Source organism: Peptoanaerobacter stomatis, from assembly GCF_000238115.1.
In the GTDB taxonomy this organism is placed as follows: domain Bacteria; phylum Bacillota; class Clostridia; order Peptostreptococcales; family Filifactoraceae; genus Peptoanaerobacter; species Peptoanaerobacter stomatis.
Genome location: NZ_JH414557.1, coordinates 48,497 through 66,325, shown reverse-complemented (window position 1 = coordinate 66,325; position 17,829 = coordinate 48,497). Strand labels below are relative to the sequence as shown.

14 protein-coding genes are annotated in these 17,829 nt (G+C 30.4%); 1 reads left to right on the top strand and 13 read right to left on the bottom strand.

Translation table 11 applies throughout. The features are described from left to right. The 13 genes from tnpA to rd all read right to left on the bottom strand — a co-directional run. A partial coding sequence (tnpA, locus tag HMPREF9629_RS08000; protein WP_009525885.1) for an IS200/IS605 family transposase occupies positions 1-302 on the bottom strand: 302 nt, incomplete at its 3' end. 241 nt (positions 303-543) lie between these two features. Further along, complete coding sequence (locus tag HMPREF9629_RS07995; protein ID WP_009525884.1) at positions 544-849, bottom strand: HU family DNA-binding protein; 306 nt, start codon at positions 847-849, stop codon at positions 544-546. A gap of 78 nt (positions 850-927) precedes the next feature. After that, positions 928-1,992, bottom strand: a complete 1,065-nt coding sequence (locus HMPREF9629_RS07990) for a MazG nucleotide pyrophosphohydrolase domain-containing protein (RefSeq protein ID WP_009525883.1) — start codon at positions 1,990-1,992, stop codon at positions 928-930. Between the two features lie 169 nt (positions 1,993-2,161). After that, complete coding sequence (locus HMPREF9629_RS07985; protein WP_009525882.1) at positions 2,162-2,608, bottom strand: threonine/serine exporter family protein; 447 nt, start codon at positions 2,606-2,608, stop codon at positions 2,162-2,164. Between the two features lie 234 nt (positions 2,609-2,842). After that, the gene (locus tag HMPREF9629_RS07980; RefSeq protein WP_009525881.1) at positions 2,843-3,604 is read right to left on the bottom strand and encodes a threonine/serine exporter family protein; all 762 of its coding nucleotides are present in this window, start codon (positions 3,602-3,604) and stop codon (positions 2,843-2,845) included. 123 nt (positions 3,605-3,727) lie between these two features. After that, positions 3,728-4,762, bottom strand: coding sequence for a DNA polymerase III subunit delta (gene holA / locus HMPREF9629_RS07975; RefSeq protein ID WP_009525880.1), 1,035 nt, complete (start codon positions 4,760-4,762; stop codon positions 3,728-3,730). Between the two features lie 27 nt (positions 4,763-4,789). Continuing rightward, positions 4,790-5,674, bottom strand: coding sequence for a DegV family protein (locus HMPREF9629_RS07970; protein WP_009525879.1), 885 nt, complete (start codon positions 5,672-5,674; stop codon positions 4,790-4,792). 243 nt (positions 5,675-5,917) lie between these two features. Continuing rightward, positions 5,918-8,740: an excinuclease ABC subunit UvrA gene (uvrA, locus tag HMPREF9629_RS07965; protein ID WP_009525878.1), complete on the bottom strand. Its 2,823-nt coding sequence runs from the start codon at positions 8,738-8,740 to the stop codon at positions 5,918-5,920. A gap of 409 nt (positions 8,741-9,149) precedes the next feature. Next, a complete protein-coding gene (uvrB, locus tag HMPREF9629_RS07960) occupies positions 9,150-11,117 on the bottom strand; it encodes an excinuclease ABC subunit UvrB (protein ID WP_009525877.1) in 1,968 nt (655 codons plus the stop codon). A 219-nt stretch (positions 11,118-11,336) separates the two neighbouring features. Then, complete coding sequence (locus HMPREF9629_RS07955) at positions 11,337-13,121, bottom strand: [FeFe] hydrogenase, group A (protein WP_009525876.1); 1,785 nt, start codon at positions 13,119-13,121, stop codon at positions 11,337-11,339. Next, a complete protein-coding gene (locus tag HMPREF9629_RS07950) occupies positions 13,115-14,944 on the bottom strand; it encodes an NAD(P)-binding protein (protein ID WP_009525875.1) in 1,830 nt (609 codons plus the stop codon). Before HMPREF9629_RS07950 ends, HMPREF9629_RS07955 begins: the two co-directional genes overlap by 7 nt. A 584-nt stretch (positions 14,945-15,528) precedes the next feature. Further along, entirely contained in the window at positions 15,529-16,587 is a 1,059-nt protein-coding gene (locus HMPREF9629_RS07945) for a copper amine oxidase N-terminal domain-containing protein (RefSeq protein WP_009525874.1), read from the bottom strand. A gap of 217 nt (positions 16,588-16,804) precedes the next feature. After that, a complete protein-coding gene (rd, locus tag HMPREF9629_RS07940) occupies positions 16,805-16,963 on the bottom strand; it encodes a rubredoxin (protein ID WP_009525873.1) in 159 nt (52 codons plus the stop codon). A gap of 474 nt (positions 16,964-17,437) precedes the next feature. Between rd and HMPREF9629_RS07935 the strand changes: the two genes are divergently transcribed. Next, a complete protein-coding gene (locus tag HMPREF9629_RS07935; protein WP_009525872.1) occupies positions 17,438-17,818 on the top strand; it encodes a GntR family transcriptional regulator in 381 nt (126 codons plus the stop codon). The last annotated feature ends 11 nt before the right edge of the window (positions 17,819-17,829 follow it).

The following is a 17,829-nucleotide window of genomic DNA, read 5'->3' as shown; positions in this document are numbered from 1 at the left end:
CCATATTTATATTTTAAATTCGCATGTCTATCAAATATCATAAGACTGCTCTTTCCTTTTAAATATCCTACAAATTGTGATACACTTAAACTTGGCGGTATACTCACTAACATGTGTATATGGTCCACACATGCCTGCGCTTGTATTATCTCTACTCCTTTTTGTTCACACAGCTTCCTTAATATTTTTCCTATGTCTAGTTTTATTTTTCCATAGACTTCTTTTCTTCTAAATTTGGGAGCAAATACTATATGATACTGGCATCTCCACTTGGAATGTGATAAACTATTTATGTCTTTCATAACAAAAACCTCCTTTTGATTTTATTTTGGTTTTGGCGGACCAATTCTATTATATCAAAAGGAGGTTTTCTTTTATCTAAAGATTTTTATTCCCCCAGTAAAACTGGGGGTTTATTTTGCTTAAGCTACAAAAAGACCTTTACACAAAATTATGCGTAAAGGTTTTTTTAATGTAGGCTTAAGCCTACATTAAAAAAATTACTATTACCTTTGAGGTGATAGTAATTTTCTATATAATTCCTTATTTTTTCTTTGTTGCTTTCTTTCCGTTTACATTTACTTTTTCTTTTAATCCTTTTCCAGCTTTGAAAACAGGCGCTTTTGATGCAGGTATTTTTATTTTTACTTTAGGATCTCTCGGATTTCTACCTTCTCTTGCTGCTCTTTCTCTTGTTTCAAAAGTTCCAAATCCAACCAATTGAACTTTTTCTTGTTTAACTAATGCTTCTTCAACTGATGCCATAAAAGCATTTAGTGCTAATTCTGAATCTTTTTTTGTAAGTCCACTTTTTTCAGCCATTTTTGATACTAATTCTGACTTATTCATTATAAAATTCCTCCTTAAAAATTATAAAGGCTTATGGTTTTTTCCACGTCTTTATTTTACAATGTGTTTTGCAGTTCGTCAAGAGTTTTTTGGCTGTTTTTCAATATTTTTTATTTCTTGCCATATATCTTCAACGTTTTTGCCGCTTATATCCATATTTTCAAATACATGAGGGTGTCTTCTTATCATCTTTTTAACTATTTCATCTACTACTTCTTCAAAAGAAAATATGCCTTTTTCTTCTGCAAGATTAGTTAAAAATACTATCTCAAACAATAAATCTCCCAACTCTTCAAGCAAATTATCCATATCGTTGTTATTTATAGCATCTGCTACCTCATTTGCCTCTTCTTTCACATACTTTGCCATTGAAGAAAAATCTTGCTTTTTATCCCAAGGACATCCATTTTTTCCCCTCAAAGTTCTGAGCAGATTTCTCAAATCTTCTATATCGTTATATTTTTTATCTTCAACACTTTCTATGAATATACTCGTCAAATGACTGTATTCATTATCAGAATAATCCATTTCATATAATTTTACTGTCTTTACTTTTTCATCTTTACCGCCTGCAGAAGTTATTATATATATTTCCTGCTCATCATCGTATCTATCCATGAGCATAAGTTTTAATTCAGAAGCTTTAAATCTGTCATACACTTGAGATATCATAATATTATTTAAAGGATTTATCCTGCTTTTATCTATATTAAATATATCTGTTATATACAGTTTTTTTGTAGGATCTTTTTTTATTGTGCATATAACCGCATCTATAAAGCTTACAGAAGGTATGACTTGAATGTCTATATTTTCATTTTGTGCTTTTTTTATAATAATATTTGTAGTATCTTCAGTAATAAAAGGACTTCCCGGAACAGCATATAATATTTCGTCATATTGTTTTGCTTTCTCAATTATTATATCACTTATTTTTTCATAAACGCTTTCGAAATTCGGCTCACTTAAATATACATAATCCATAGTTTCAAACTCTATATTTTCTTTTGCCAATTCGTGTATTATTTCGTGTTCTTTTGTTCTGAATATTTTTTTTATATCTTCTTTTTTGAGAAGCTCATATCCTTTTTTGCTTATTATATCAATGCTCCCTGCACCAAGTCCGAGAATATATATCTTCATAAAAAATCTCCTATTATACTAAAACCTATTTAAAATAATATGTACCACTAAAATATAAAAATATATTTAATCAAATGGATTGCTAACACCGACATAGCTAAAAGTAGCACCAATTAAATACATTCAATTTAGAGTTTTTATTATATTCATATTTAATCAGGTAATATTATTAAATTTTTGCCTTTGATTTATACTTGCTGTAAATTTTAAATATAGATGATACTATTATTATTCCTGTGGCTATGGCTCCTGCAACAAATACAGTTTCAAATCCTATTCTTGATGCTTGCTCATAATTTTTTTCCATAAGATTTTTCATCGCATTATATATACCATATCCAGGCACTATACAAAATATTCCCGGAATAACAAAAATAGTAACAGGCTCTTTATCAAGCCTCGCAAATATCTCTCCCATAAGCGCTATAATTATTGATGAATATAAATTGGAATTTACATTGTCTATTCCGTATCTTCTAAGTATTATATACAATGTCCACCCTACTGCCCCTGAAAGCGAACATAAATGTATAGATTTTTTCGGTACATTTAGAAGCATGGAAAATCCAACTGTAGCCAAAAATGAAAATACAAAGTTTTTAAATATATAAAACATAGCTCTCCTTTATTTTTAATATAGAATCGAAAATACTGTTTTATAAATATTTCATATGATTAAATTCTTATCTTATGTTAAATTGTATAATTACTCTCAAACAAAAATAAATATATGACAATGTTATAATTATAGAATAGTATATATTCTTGTCTTTAAGAGTTGGTTAACTAAGTAAAATTAGGTATACTTGCTTTTAAATTATAAAGCTTTTTATATTTTTACAATTATATTTTAAAACAGTGTATTTATTAAGCCTGATGCCGAAATACCGAAAGATACACCTACAGCAACAGATGTACCGACAAGTATAGCTTCAAAAAATCGTGATGAGCCTGACAATAAATCTCCATATATAAAATCACGCACTGCATTTGTGAGTATAAGTCCAGGTACGAATGGCATTATAGCCCCAATTATTATTGTATCAATAGATGTTCCCATAAGTTTTTCGGATATATGTGCAAAAAAGCCTATTGTAAAGCCTGCCAATATATTAGATAAAAAAGGTGATTCTGCAACAGCGTTAAAATAGTCATATACCGCCTGTGATACAACGCCTAATATAAATGCTATAAAAAAATCAATTATACTTCCGTTAAAAAGCACAGCATAAAAAGATGCTACTATCCCCGCAAATATCAACTTTACTATATGATTTTGCTTTTTTCTTCTTATAACTTCCATTGCTTTTTTTGCTTCTTGCACACTCATATTTGTAGATGTAAATTTTCTTGCAAGATTATTTATCATAGATACTTTATCAAGATTTGAACCTCTTAAGTTTATTCTGTTGAATATGCACAATTTTTCAGGATTATTATAAGATATCATAATTACTGTAGGAGTTGCAAATACATTTATACCACTAATGTTCCTCGAATTACATATCCTTAGCATCATATCTTCAACTCTATATATTTCACCACCATTGCAGAGCATAAGTTCTCCCAAAGACAGTGCAAAAAACAGTATTTCTTTGTTTTCTTCATTCATACAATGTAGTGTTCTCCTATAAAAATAATTTTTTATGTATTGCTCACTTATATTGTAAATATAATAAATTTTTTGATTAATTTTAAAAACTGTATTAAATAATCATTAATACAGTTTTTAAAATTATTTTTTATTTCTACAAATTCTGCTTACTATGACTTCTACGCCTATATTTTCTCTTATCTGACCTTTTTTTATTCTATAGTCCATATCACTGCATAAATTATATAAATCCAACAATTCTTTATATGAATATCTTTTTAGCTGTATATTACATTTTTTTACAACGAAAGGATGTAACATAAGCATTTTTGATATAGTGTCATTGGAACATTTTTCTTTCATAAGCATATATATTTTTATTAAAAGTGAAAGTTGTCTTCCTAATAGTGATAGGAGCAGTATAGCATTTTTTTGTACACCAATAATATTATACAGCATTAAATGTGAATTTCTGAAATCTCCTGCAAAAACATAGTCTATAAATTTGAAAACATCATTATCATTCACAGTACTGCTTACTTTTTCTATATCTATTACACTCACTATATTATTATCGGAATTAAGGCAGATTTTATCTATTTCGCTTTCTACATCAAGTAAAGTAATTTCGGAGTCCTTGAATAAATATCCGCTTTTTTGTATAAAATATTCTTTAGAATGGCTGTCTATAATCACATTTTTACTTTTAAACTTGTCTGAAACCCATGAAGAGAATTTTATCTTATCAAGTTTATCAGATTGATATATATCATACTTTTTCTTCATAAATTTATACAGCTCGCTTCGTTTATCCACTTGCATAGGTGCAAAAATTACGACTGTAGTATTACAAGGAGAGTTCAAATAGTTCATTATTTTTTGCATCTGCTCTTTAGATTGACTTTTACTCCCTGTTTGAAACAAATCTGAATTTTTTACAACAATAACCCTTTTCGTATCCATAAATGGTATAGATTCGCAACAGCTGACCATATTATCTATATCTGTTTCATTTTCAGAATCTATCAAAGTAAAATTGAGCTCTCTAAAATTAGGATTAAGCGAGTTTTTTAGCATTTGTACAGCTTTGTCTATAGGATATCTCTCTTGTCCGCATAAAAAATATACAGGAAGATTATCTCCAGATAAACTGTTATATAAGTCTTTTTCATTCATTTAAATACAATTTTCCTTTCCAAAAAATCAGTATACTCTCAAATCGTCAAGACCTTCTTTGCAATATACTGATATCCCCACAAGCCCCGGACCTGTATGTACTGCTATTACAGGTGTAACTGATGTCTTTATGAAATCTTTTATATTGTTGTTATCTGATTTTATCATATCATATACTTTATCTCTGTCATCTTTAGCGATTGCATCTGCAATAGCAACAACACATTCTTTCTTTTTATCTGTCAATTTTTGCACTATTTCATTAAGTGTTTTAAGAGCAATATTCCTTCCTCTCACTTTTTTTATTGTATAATATTGACCTGTGTCTATTTCATCAACGCCGATTATAGGTTTTATATTGAGTATATTTCCTACTACACCGCCTACTTTGCCTATACGTCCACCTTTTATAAGATAAGTCAATGTATCAAGCATAAAAAAAGTTCTTGTATTTTTGACGGTATTAACTGCAATCTCAACAACCTCATCAAAAGACTTATCAAGCTTAACGGCGTTTGCCGCCTGCATTACTGCATGACCTATGCCCATTGATATGGTTTTTGTATCTATAAGTTTTATGTTCATATATTGCAAATAATCTTTTGCAATTTGACTTATAAGGTTGTAAGTACCGCTTAAATTGGAAGATAAAAACAAACCTACCACATTTTTTATATTATTTGATTTCAAACTTTCAAACACATTTATAATATCTTGTGCAAAAGGAAGAGATGTTGTGGGAATTTCTTTGTCTAAATTTGCATATATTTCTTCATATGTTATTTCTATCTTGTCTTTATAGGTTTTATTTGAACAATTTACCTGCAAAGGTATAATTTGTATATCATTCGCCTTAATGAACTCATCAGGTAAATCTGATGTAGAGTCAGTAACTATAGCTATATCCCTCATAAGCTACACCTCTCTAATATTTGTATGTATAATTTTGTTGAATTTATTTGTATAAAATTTTAGATAAAAGTTTATTTTTTCTTTTATAATTATAAAACATTTATATTTTTTTTTCAATTAAATTTTACTTAAAAAACTATCTGCCAAATTTATGATTTTGACAGATAGTTTAATCAAGCAATAAAATATTTTAAGTTTATACTGAAACATGTTTGGTTAGATAATAATATCAGTCTATATTTTTTACAACATATTTTTTAAAAATTTACCTGTGTATGATTTTTTTACTTTTGCAACTTCTTCAGGCGTGCCTGTAGCCACTATCGTTCCACCACCTACTCCGCCTTCAGGTCCTAAATCTATTATATAATCACAAGATTTTATGACATCTAAATTGTGTTCTATAACAACTACCGTATTACCTAAATCAGTCAATTTTTGCAAAACTTCTATAAGCTTGCTCACATCATCTGTATGAAGTCCGGTAGTAGGCTCGTCAAGTATATACAATGTATTTCCTGTAGAAATTTTGCTAAGCTCGGTTGCCAATTTTATTCTCTGTGCTTCTCCACCTGAGAGTTGTGTTGACGGTTGTCCAAGTTTTATATAAGACAGTCCTACTTGTATCAATGTCTCCAATTTTCTCTTTATTCTTGGGATTGAATCAAAAAAACCTATCGCAGTTTTTACGTCCATATCCAATACGTCAGATATACTTTTATCTTTGTAAGTCACTTGCAAAGTTTCTCTATTATATCTCTTACCGTCACATACTTCGCATGGTACATATACATCCGGCAAAAAGTGCATTTCCAATTTTATTATTCCATCACCGTTACAGGCTTCACATCTTCCGCCTTTTACATTGAATGAAAATCTTCCTTTTTTGTAGCCTCTTGACTTTGATTCCGGTGTCATTGCAAACACATCTCTTATTATATCAAAAACTCCTGTATAGGTTGCAGGATTTGAGCGTGGTGTTCTTCCTATAGGTGATTGGTCTATATCTACTACTTTGTCAATTTTCTCAAGTCCGTTTACAGACTTACATTTACCTATTTTAAATTTACTTTTATATAATTTTGATGATGCCGATTTATATAAAATTTCATTTACCAATGTACTTTTTCCTGAACCTGACACGCCTGTCACACAAGTGAAAACTCCAAGAGGTATATCTACATCTATATCCTTTAAATTATTTTCAGATGCTTTTTTAATATTTATATATCCTTTTTCAATAGCTCTTCTCGTTTTTGGAACTTGTATTTTTTTCTTTCCTGATAAATATTGACCGGTGATTGAGCGTGGAGATTTTTTTATTTCATCAACTGTACCACAAGCCACAACTTCTCCGCCATATATTCCTGCACCGGGTCCTATATCGACTATATAATCTGCTGATTTTATAGTATCATCATCATGCTCTACTACGATAAGAGTGTTTCCAATATCAGCAAGATTTCTAAGGGACGCCAATAATCTTTCGTTATCTCTTTGGTGCAATCCTATCGAAGGCTCATCAAGTACATATAATACTCCTACAAGTGCAGAACCTATCTGTGTTGCAAGTCTTATTCTTTGTGCTTCTCCACCAGATAATGTTCCAGCTTTTCTTGACAAAGTCAAATATTCAAGTCCGACATCTTTCAAAAATGTGGCTCTTGCTCTTATTTCTTTTAATATTTCTCCGGCTATTATGCTTTCTTTTTTTGTAAGTTTTAAATTATCAATGTATCCTATCAAATCTGTTATTGATTTATCTGTAACGCTTGCAATATTTTCTTCTCCAACTGTAACAGAAAGTATTTCCTCTTTAAGTCTTGCTCCTTTACAACTCGGACAGGGACTTTCCACCATATATTGCTCAATTTTTTCTCTTATAAGATTTGATGGTGTTTCTTTGTATCTTCTCTCCAAATTCGGTATTACACCTTCGAAAGTAGATTTGTATTTTCTGCTTCCACCAAATTTACTGTCAAATGAAAATTCTACTATCTCATTAGTTCCATATAGAAGTTTTTGTCTAAAATCTTCAGGTAGTTCTTTATATGGTATATCAAGCGAAATTTTATTTTTCTTCGCCAACGCTTCAATTAATTTAAAATAATATCCTTCTTCTTTTGCTGCATCAGATGTATTCCATGCATCTATCGCACCTTGTCTGAGAGTAAGTGTATCATCAGGTATGAGCAAATTTATATCTATGTTGCTCATAGTTCCAAGACCAAGACAAGTAGGACACGCACCCATAGGATTGTTAAATGAAAACATAGCAGGAGATAAATCACTCATAGCTATACCATGCTCAGGACATGCAAGTTTAGTAGAATACATAATTTCTTTTTCTCCTATGACATCTACTATAAGTATACCGTCAGATAAATTTACAGCAGTTTCTATTGAGTCCGCCAATCTTTTTTCCAAATTATCTTTTATTATAAGCCTATCTATTACTATTGATATATCATGTTTTTTATTTTTTTCTAATTTTATTTCATCTTCTACCGTATAATCCTGACCGTCAATCTTCAATCTTATATATCCGTCTTTTTTTATTCCCTCAATAACTTTTTCATGAGCGCCTTTTTTACCTCTTATTATAGGAGAAATTATCTGTATCTTGGTTTTGCTGTCAAAGAGCATAATTTTGTCTACTATCTCCTGTATACTCATCTGTCTTATTTCATTATGACATATAGGACAATGAGGTATACCGATATTGGCAAATAACAGTCTCAAATAATCATATATTTCTGTAACTGTACCTACTGTAGAACGTGGATTGTTTGATGTAGTTTTTTGGTCTATAGATATGGCAGGTGAAAGACCTTCTATATATTCAACATCAGGTTTATCCATTCTGCCCAAAAACTGCCTTGCATAAGATGACAAACTCTCCACATATCGTCTTTGCCCTTCAGCATATATAGTGTCAAACGCCAAAGATGATTTTCCGGAACCTGACAAACCTGTGAAAACTATCATTTTATTTCGTGGAAGTTCAAGGTCTACATTCTTAAGGTTATGCTCTTTTGCTCCCTTTATTATAATCTTATCATTCATTATAAAACCTCATATATTTTTTATGTTATTTTTGAAAATATAAAACATATTATCTAAAACTTTTACAAAAATTATCTAAATACTAATCATAAATGAATAATTCATATCAAGCATACCATAAATGGTGTTATATTTTATTAAATTACACAACACTTTTTATATCATTTTATTTAATTTTAGTATAATACTAAATTCTATTTAAATTAAGATATGCTCAAATTCTTTTGCAAGCAAAATTTCTAACAATTTTATAGATATCTTCTTTTAGATATTTATAAAACCTTGCTCCAAGCAAAATATATTTGAGCATAATATTAAAAAATATCTATGTTTAGTTAGACAATAGTATAAAATTTTTCAAAAATACAATTAAAAAATACCACATATATATTATTTGAAACATTTTATCTTATTTAATCTTTGCTTCTATTTCTTTTATTGTATCTCTCAACTTTGCGGCTTTTTCAAATTCCAAGTTTTCAGCTGCTGCAAGCATCTGCTCTGTGAGTAATATAATTCTTTGTTTCAATTCTTCTACTTCTATAATATCTTTTACTCCATAATTTTCACCGGTTTCGGCTACTTTTGTTGCAACTATTAAATCTCTTACTTCTTTATATATAGTCTGTGGTTTTATATTGTGTTTTTTATTATATTGCTCTTGTATATGTCTTCTCCTGTCTGTTTCGTCAATAGCCACTTGCATCGAATTTGTTATTATATCTGCATACATTATTACTTTTCCGTCAGCATTCCTTGCCGCTCTTCCTATAGTCTGTATAAGTGAAGTTTCTGAACGCAAAAATCCTTCTTTATCTGCATCCAATATCGCAACAAGTGAAACCTCTGGAATATCAAGTCCTTCTCTTAAAAGATTTATGCCTACAAGTACATCAAATTCACCTATTCGCAAATCTCTTATTATTTTTATCCTGTCGAGTGTATCTACATCGGAGTGCAAATATTTTACTCTTATACCTACTTTTTCAAGATAGCTTGTAAGTTTTTCTGCCATTTTCTTTGTAAGTGTCGTTACCAAAACTCTTTCATCTTTTTTGGCTCTTAAATTTATTTCTCCTATTAAATCATCTATCTGCCCTTCAATTTTTCTGACCTCTATAATGGGATCTAATAAACCCGTAGGTCGTATAACCTGCTCACCGAATTCTGATGATTTTTCCATTTCATATTTTCCAGGTGTTGCAGACACAAACATTATTTGATTTATTATACTTTCAAATTCTTCAAATTTGAGCGGTCTGTTGTCAAATGCAGATGGTAGTCTAAAACCGTAATCTATTAATGATTTTTTCCTTGAATGGTCACCTGCATACATAGCGTGTAGCTGTGGTAACATTACATGGGATTCATCTATTATTATCAAAAAATCCTCAGGAAAGAAATCTATCAGCGTAAACGGTCTTTCGCCAACTTTTCTTCCGGTCAAGTGAAGCGAATAATTTTCTATTCCTTTACAATTTCCTATCTCTTTCAACATTTCTATATCATATTTTGTACGCTGAGAAATTCTTTGCGCCTCCAACAACATATCATTATCTTCAAAGAATTGTATTCTATCTTTTAATTCTTGCTCTATACCTTTTATGGCTTTTTCCATCTTACCTCTATTTGTTACATAATGTGATGCCGGAAATATGGAAACATGATCTCTTGTCCCTAAAACTTCACCTGTAAGATAATTTATCTCTGATATTCTTTCTATTTCATCTCCGAAAAATTCTATTCTCAATCCTCTTTCATCAGTATTAGCAGGTAAAATTTCAAGAATGTCTCCTCTAACTCTGAACGTTCCTCTGACAAAATTTACATCATTTCTTTCATACTGTATCTCTACCAATTCTCTGATTACATCATCTCTATCTTTGTTCTGCTCCGGTCTTAATGATACCATCATTTCAAGATAATCCGTAGGATCTCCAAGTCCATATATGCAAGATACTGATGCAACTACAACTGTATCTCGTCTTTCCAATATAGCTGCTGTAGCACTGTGACGAAGCTTGTCAATTTCGTCATTTATGGATGAATCCTTTTCTATATATGTGTCGCTATGAGGTACATATGCCTCCGGTTGATAATAATCATAATACGATACAAAGTATTCCACCGCATTATTTGGAAAAAACTCCTTAAATTCACTGTATAATTGAGCTGCAAGTGTCTTATTATGCGTGATTACAAGTGTAGGCTTTTGAACCTCTTGTATTATGTTAGCCATTGTAAATGTCTTACCTGAACCTGTTACTCCAAGCAAAGTTTGAAATTTATTCCCTTTTTTTATTGATTTGCTCATAGCTTTTATGGCTTGTGGTTGGTCACCTGTCGGTTTGTATGAAGATATTACTTCAAATTGCATCGTTATATCCTTTCAATTTACTTTATATCAAAAAATATATTATGTTATTCCCATTAATTATACTATAAAATCCTATTAAATAAAAATATTTCTTGAGTTTATTTAAAACTAAAAAACAGGTACAACAATTTATCAAAACTATGTACCTGTTTTTAATTTATTTTATTTGAATAAAAATTCTTTTAAAAAAATATAGTTTAGGTTTTAAAAATATATATATTATCTAATTTTTGCAGGAAGTACATAACCGTTTCTGTTCTTCTTAGGCGCTGAAGGCATTTCCCATAAATTATGATCTGTATGCAAAAGACTATGTGCTTTATGGCTATTAGGCTCTTTAAAATAATTTTCATAAATAGCTTTTATATCAGGATTTTCATGAGAATATCTAATGGTTGAACTCTCATCTATAAAATAAAGATTTTTTCCTCTTTCAAATGCAAGCTCACTTCCATCGTGTATGGGTTGACCTCCTCCCCCTACACATCCTCCGGGACATGCCATTATTTCAACAAAATCATAGTGCTTTTCACCATTTTCTACACTATCTATCAATTTTCTTGCATTTCCTAAGCCGTTTGCTACACCTATTCTGAGATTTGTACCGTTTAATTCAAAATTTGCCTCTACTATTCCTGTTTCTTGTGAAGATGCTCTAACCACATCAAATGCGTCTGCCGGGCAATTAACTCCCATTATTGCATGGTATGCTGTTCTGAGTGCCGCTTCCATCACTCCTCCGGTAGCTCCAAATATAACTCCTGCGCCTGAATAATCATGGAATAACTTATCAGGCTCTATTCCAACTAAATTTTCAATATTTATATGTGACGCTCTTAACATTCTTACAAATTCTCTTGTAGTTATAACTAAGTCTGTATCATGCCCTGCATATTCTCCATGGAATAACTCCATATTGCTTTCTCCTTTTTTTGCAAGACAAGGCATTATAGCAACTGAAACTATGTCTTCAGGATTTTTACCTATACTTTGAGCAAAATATGATTTCATAACTGAACCGAACATCTGCATAGGAGATTTTGCAGTGGAAAGTTGTTTTACCAAATGAGGATATTGGCTTTTTATAAATCTTACCCAGCCCGGACAACAAGAAGTAAACATAGGTCTTTCCTTAAGATCTCCGTTACTGAATCTGTCTATAAATTCATATGCTTCTTCCATTATTGTAAGATCAGCTGAAAATGATGTATCAAATACATAATCCGCTCCCATCTTTTTTAGTCCTTCAAATATCTTATTTACTGTACCTGCTTCTCTCCCAAGATTGCTGTCTTCAGCCCAAGCCGTTCTTACAGCCGGTGCCACTTGTACTACAACTACTTTATTAGGGTCTGCAAATGCTCTCCACAATCTTTCTGTATCATCTCGTTCCACTAATGCCCCTACAGGACAGTGTGTAATACATTGTCCGCATAAGGAGCAATCCGCCTCTTTTATTGTTCTTGAACCTGAAACATTTACGGTACTTCTTGCTCCTGTTCCTTCGAGCTCCCATACATTGAGACTTTGAATTTTATCACAGACCTGTATACAGCGCATACATTTTATACATTTCGTAGAATTTCTTACAAGCGGAAATGTCCTATCCCACTCTTGTCTTTCAAGCACTTCTCCGTAAAGAATATCCCTTATATTTAAGTCATTTGACAGTGCTTGCAATGAACAGTTTCCTGAACGAACACAGGTTGCGCATTTACAATCATGCTGAGAAAGTATCATCTGAACAGTTCTATAACGATCAAGTCTCACTCTTTGGCTGTCAGTATGTATAATCATTCCCTCTTCAACAGAATTATTGCATGAGGTAACTAATCTATCTATGCCTTCCACTTCAACAACACATACTCTGCATGCCGCTATTTCATTTATATCTTTCAAAAAACAAAGTTTGGGAATATTTATACCGACAATTTTAGCGGCATCCATTATACTTGTTCCTTCGTCAACACTTACATTTACATCATCTATTATTAAATTTACCATAAGTTTTCACGACCTCCTTTGAATATACCGAATCCATAATGATCACAGCGCAAACATCTGCCACATTCTTGCATAGCCGCTTTTTTCGGCATACATATTTCGATTTCTTCAAAATCATTCTTCCTGTCACAAGCTTCTCGTTCTCCAAGCTCAGTTCTTGCACAAGGCTGCCTGTCATCTTTGCTTGGTATCGGTATTTCAACGTCACAACTTATTTCATGTCTATATCCTAAATATTCATCTATATTTGCCGCAAGCACTTTTCCGGCAGCTATTGCCTTTATAACTGTTGCAGGTCCTGATGCACAGTCTCCGCCTGAGAATATATTAGGCAATGCGTCAAAACCTCCTGTAGGCAATGAAAATATTTTCCCTTTCGCAACAGGTATTCCTGCATCTTCATAATGTTTAGTTTCTATATCTTGTCCTATAGCAACAATTATATTATCGCATTCTATAAGTTCGTCATCTTCTCCGGAAGGTATTACATTGGCTCTTTTATCTTTTATCTTGGATATCATCTGTGGAGTTACCCATATCCCTTTAAGTAAACCATCTATAATTTCAAGTTTTTTAGGGGCTTTTAAAGTTATAAGTTCTACACCTTCAGCTAAGGCTCCTTCAATCTCCATGGGCAAAGCCGTCATGTCGGCAGTTCTTCTTCTATAAACACAGCTCACTTTTTCACTTCCAAGCCTTACAGCAGTTCTTACAGCATCCATGGCAACATTTCCTCCGCCAATTACTACTGTTTTTTTACCGTCAAGTCTTTTTGCTTTATCAAGTCCCACTTCTCTTAAAAATTTTACTGCCGAAACTACATTTTCATTGTCTTCACCTTCAAGACCAAGTTTTTTATCTGTTGAAGCTCCTATCGTTATTAGAGTTGCATCATATTTTTTGCTCAGTTCATTAAAATCTATATCTACACCGATTTTTATTCCAAATTTAACTTCCACACCTGTTTTTAAAATTGCATCTATATCATCATCTAAACGTTTTTTAGGCAGTCTGTAATTAGGTATACCGTATCTTAACATTCCTCCAAGTTTAGGCAACATCTCATAAACAGTTGTTTGATGACCCATTAATTGTAAATAGTAAGCCGCACTTAATCCTGCCGGTCCGCCGCCTATTATTGCTATTTTTTTTCCGGTAGAAATATTACATTTTGGAGGATCAACTTCTCTTGCATAATCAGACGCAACTCTTTTTATTCCTCTTATGTTGATAGAATCATCTATCATATTTCTTCTGCATCTTTCTTCACAAGGGTGTTCACATATGTAAGCGCAAGTTGTAGGGAGAGGATTATCTTTTCTTATAAGTCTTATGGCATCCGCATAGCGTTCTTCCTTTACTAAAGCTATGTATCCCGGTATATCTATTCCTGCCGGGCAAAGTGAAACGCATGGAACCGGTTGTGTATTTAAGCAAGTACATCTCCTGCTTTTTATATGTTCTTCATAGTCATCCCTACAATATTTTACACTTTTATATACCATTTGAGCAGCTTCATAACCTATAGCACAATCAGCAGTTTCATATATGGATTTTGCTGTTTCTTCTATAAGATCTATAACTGATATATCCGCATTTCCTCTAAGTACATCTGTTATGAGATGTTTAAGCTGTAAAAGCCCTACACGACACGGAACGCATTTCCCGCAGGTCTGGGAATGACACATTTCTATAAACGCTCTCGTTGTATCTACCGGACAGACACCGATAGGACCTGATTTTATTCTTCGGCTTAAATCATCGTATATATCTTCGACTATAAGCTGAGAATTACTTCTGGAACGAAGTTCCAATCTACTCATATTAAAATCCCCTTTCTTTTTACCAATCATATAAAATATATATATTCCATATTCATAATATAAGCAATCAAAAAATAATTAAGTAAACCAATTCCAAAATTTGAAATTACAAAAATTTATATATATTATTAATTGATTTATAAAAAAAATATGATTTATTAATCAGCTCATCAGCTGATTATTGAATATATAAATATTTTTAATGAAAATATAATGCTATTATTTTTTATATGTTGCACTTATATCGTAAATCTAAAAACATACAATATTTTAATGTCATTTTAATTTACTAATATATACATATTTCTGATATATGATAAGTATTAAATATTTTTATTAGCTATGTTTAAATACTGATATTATAAATGTAATTATATAGTTTTAATTTTAAAATAATTATGCCATAAGTGCAATATTAGTTTATTTTTTATCAACAAAAAAAATATAATTATATGAATAAAAAAACCTATATCCTTGTTTTTATCACAAAAGATATAGGTAATACCATGCTTTGCAAACTATCTGAATATTTTCATTTGCAAATACATTTGAAAAATATTTATCAAACTATATGTTAAGTTTGTTTAATTTTTTTTATTCATATTTATTGTTTTTATTAGTTTATCGGGTAATTGTACTATATTTACTCCGTTTTCCTTTTTCAAAAATATATAAACATCCAATGTGCTTGCATTTTGAGCTATCTCAAACTGAGGTTTAAGAATATTATTTTCTTTTTTACTTGCTTGGTAGTAATAATAAGTAGCTTTGGGTATATGATTTAAATACTCTTTATTTATATTGTCTTTTCTTGTATAGACAAAATTTGCCAAAGAGTTGTCGGATTCTTTTATGTCATTTATCATATGAGTAGTTGCAATCAAAGAGTGTATAGTATTTCTTCCGTTTTTGTTAAAGTCTGAAATTTCTTTTCCATTGCTGTATTTTTTTATACCGCTTCCGTCGTTAGCTGCATCAAGAGGATAATAATATACATCAAAAGTATACACATTCATATAAAAATATCCGTTAAGTCCTTTTGTAATATTACCCTTCTCTCCGGCTTTAAATATGAAGTATTTTCCGTCAGCTAAATATTTTTCGTTTTTTGCATCATCGGTTAAAGCATAGGTAAAGCTGAATTTTTCAGAATCAGGACCTATAGATTTTTCAAGTTTTGCGGTGTCATTTTTTTGAGAAAATTTTATAGTGTTGACAATTGATTTTTCATCTGAATTTATTAAAAAATTTTTAGTTTTGTAGTTCCAAGATATTTTTAAATTAAAAAAATCTCTTAAAACAGTTGCAGGAACCATAAGTTTTCCATCTTTCAATACAGATTTCAATTCTATTGAAACTTTACTGTCATTAAGTTTGACAGTATTACTTCCATTCATAAATTCTATTTTTAAATCATCCGTTTTTACAGTTGCAATTTTTTCATTCTTGTTCCAAGATATACTTCCTCCTACTGCGACTGATAAATCACCGACTGATATAAATGCTTTATCATTTTGTATCAATATAGGTGTTGTGTTTTGGATTTTGTTATTATTTACATATATTCCTTCGGCATTACTGAAAGATATATTAAAAAGGAACACTAACAAAAAAGAAAAAATAATTTTATTAAAAAATTTCATATAATTCACCTCTTATAAATCACCGAACATTAAATTAATATTTAATAAATATCCATAATGAAAACAGTGTTTACACTACAAAGTTTTTTTAAAACATAGGTATTATAATTATTTGTATATATTAATTTAGTAAATTGGTGATTGTCTTAAAAATTAAATGTTTTGTCAAAAAAGAAAAAATCCTCTTATAAATAAAAAGAGGATTTAGATTTTTTTATTATTCTTGTGAAAAACTGTCTTTATCAACTCCACATACCGGGCAAACCCAATCATCCGGTAAATCCCCAAAGCTTGTTCCCGGTGCTATTCCGTTTTCTTCATCTCCGACAGCGGGATCATAAACATATCCACATACATCACATACATATTTTTGCATAAAAATATTCTCCTTTTTAAAATTTAATTTTTTAATAGAGCTTTGCCCCGATAATACTTATAATTAAACTTTAATTATAAGTTTAAACTATTCTCTTATATGAGGTAAATTGCTTACTTAAAAGCAAATATCTTATACCCCTCTATAATTTATAACTAACACCGTAAAATAAAATATATATTAATTTTACTATAAATTTAAATATAATACAATAACTAATTACAATTTGTAATAATATATAGTATAAAATATTCTTTATTTAAATCAAATTTATATTTAAATTTCAATATTTATATAAAAATATAAAATTTAAAAATTATTTAAATAGTGAAAAAATAATTACAAAATAAAATTATTATTGACAAACAATATTAAGCGTACTATTATAACTATAACGCATATATCTTGTAGTGTTTATGGTATTGTTGAATAATATAATCAAAATAAATTATTTTTTAAAGAGGAGGGAAAAAATTGATACAAGTAGATGTAAGAAGCAGAGTTCCTATATATGAACAAATCATCAACAGTATAAAACAGATGAGCATAAGCGGAGTATTGCTTCCCAATGAAAAACTGCCTTCAGTAAGAGAGCTTGCAAAAGATATGACCATTAATCCCAATACCATTCAAAAAGCATATCAGGAACTTGAAAGACAAGGGATAATATATATAAAAAGAGGTCAAGGCACGTTTATAAATCCTGATATAAAGGCAAAAAACAAGGAGGAAAAAATGACAAATCTAAAAGAGATTATAAGCAATATAGTCGTTGAAAGCATATATTTAGGCATATCAAAAGAAGAGCTCATAGAAATAATCAAAAACATATACGAAAAAAATCAAGTCCAATAAATGCTTATAGA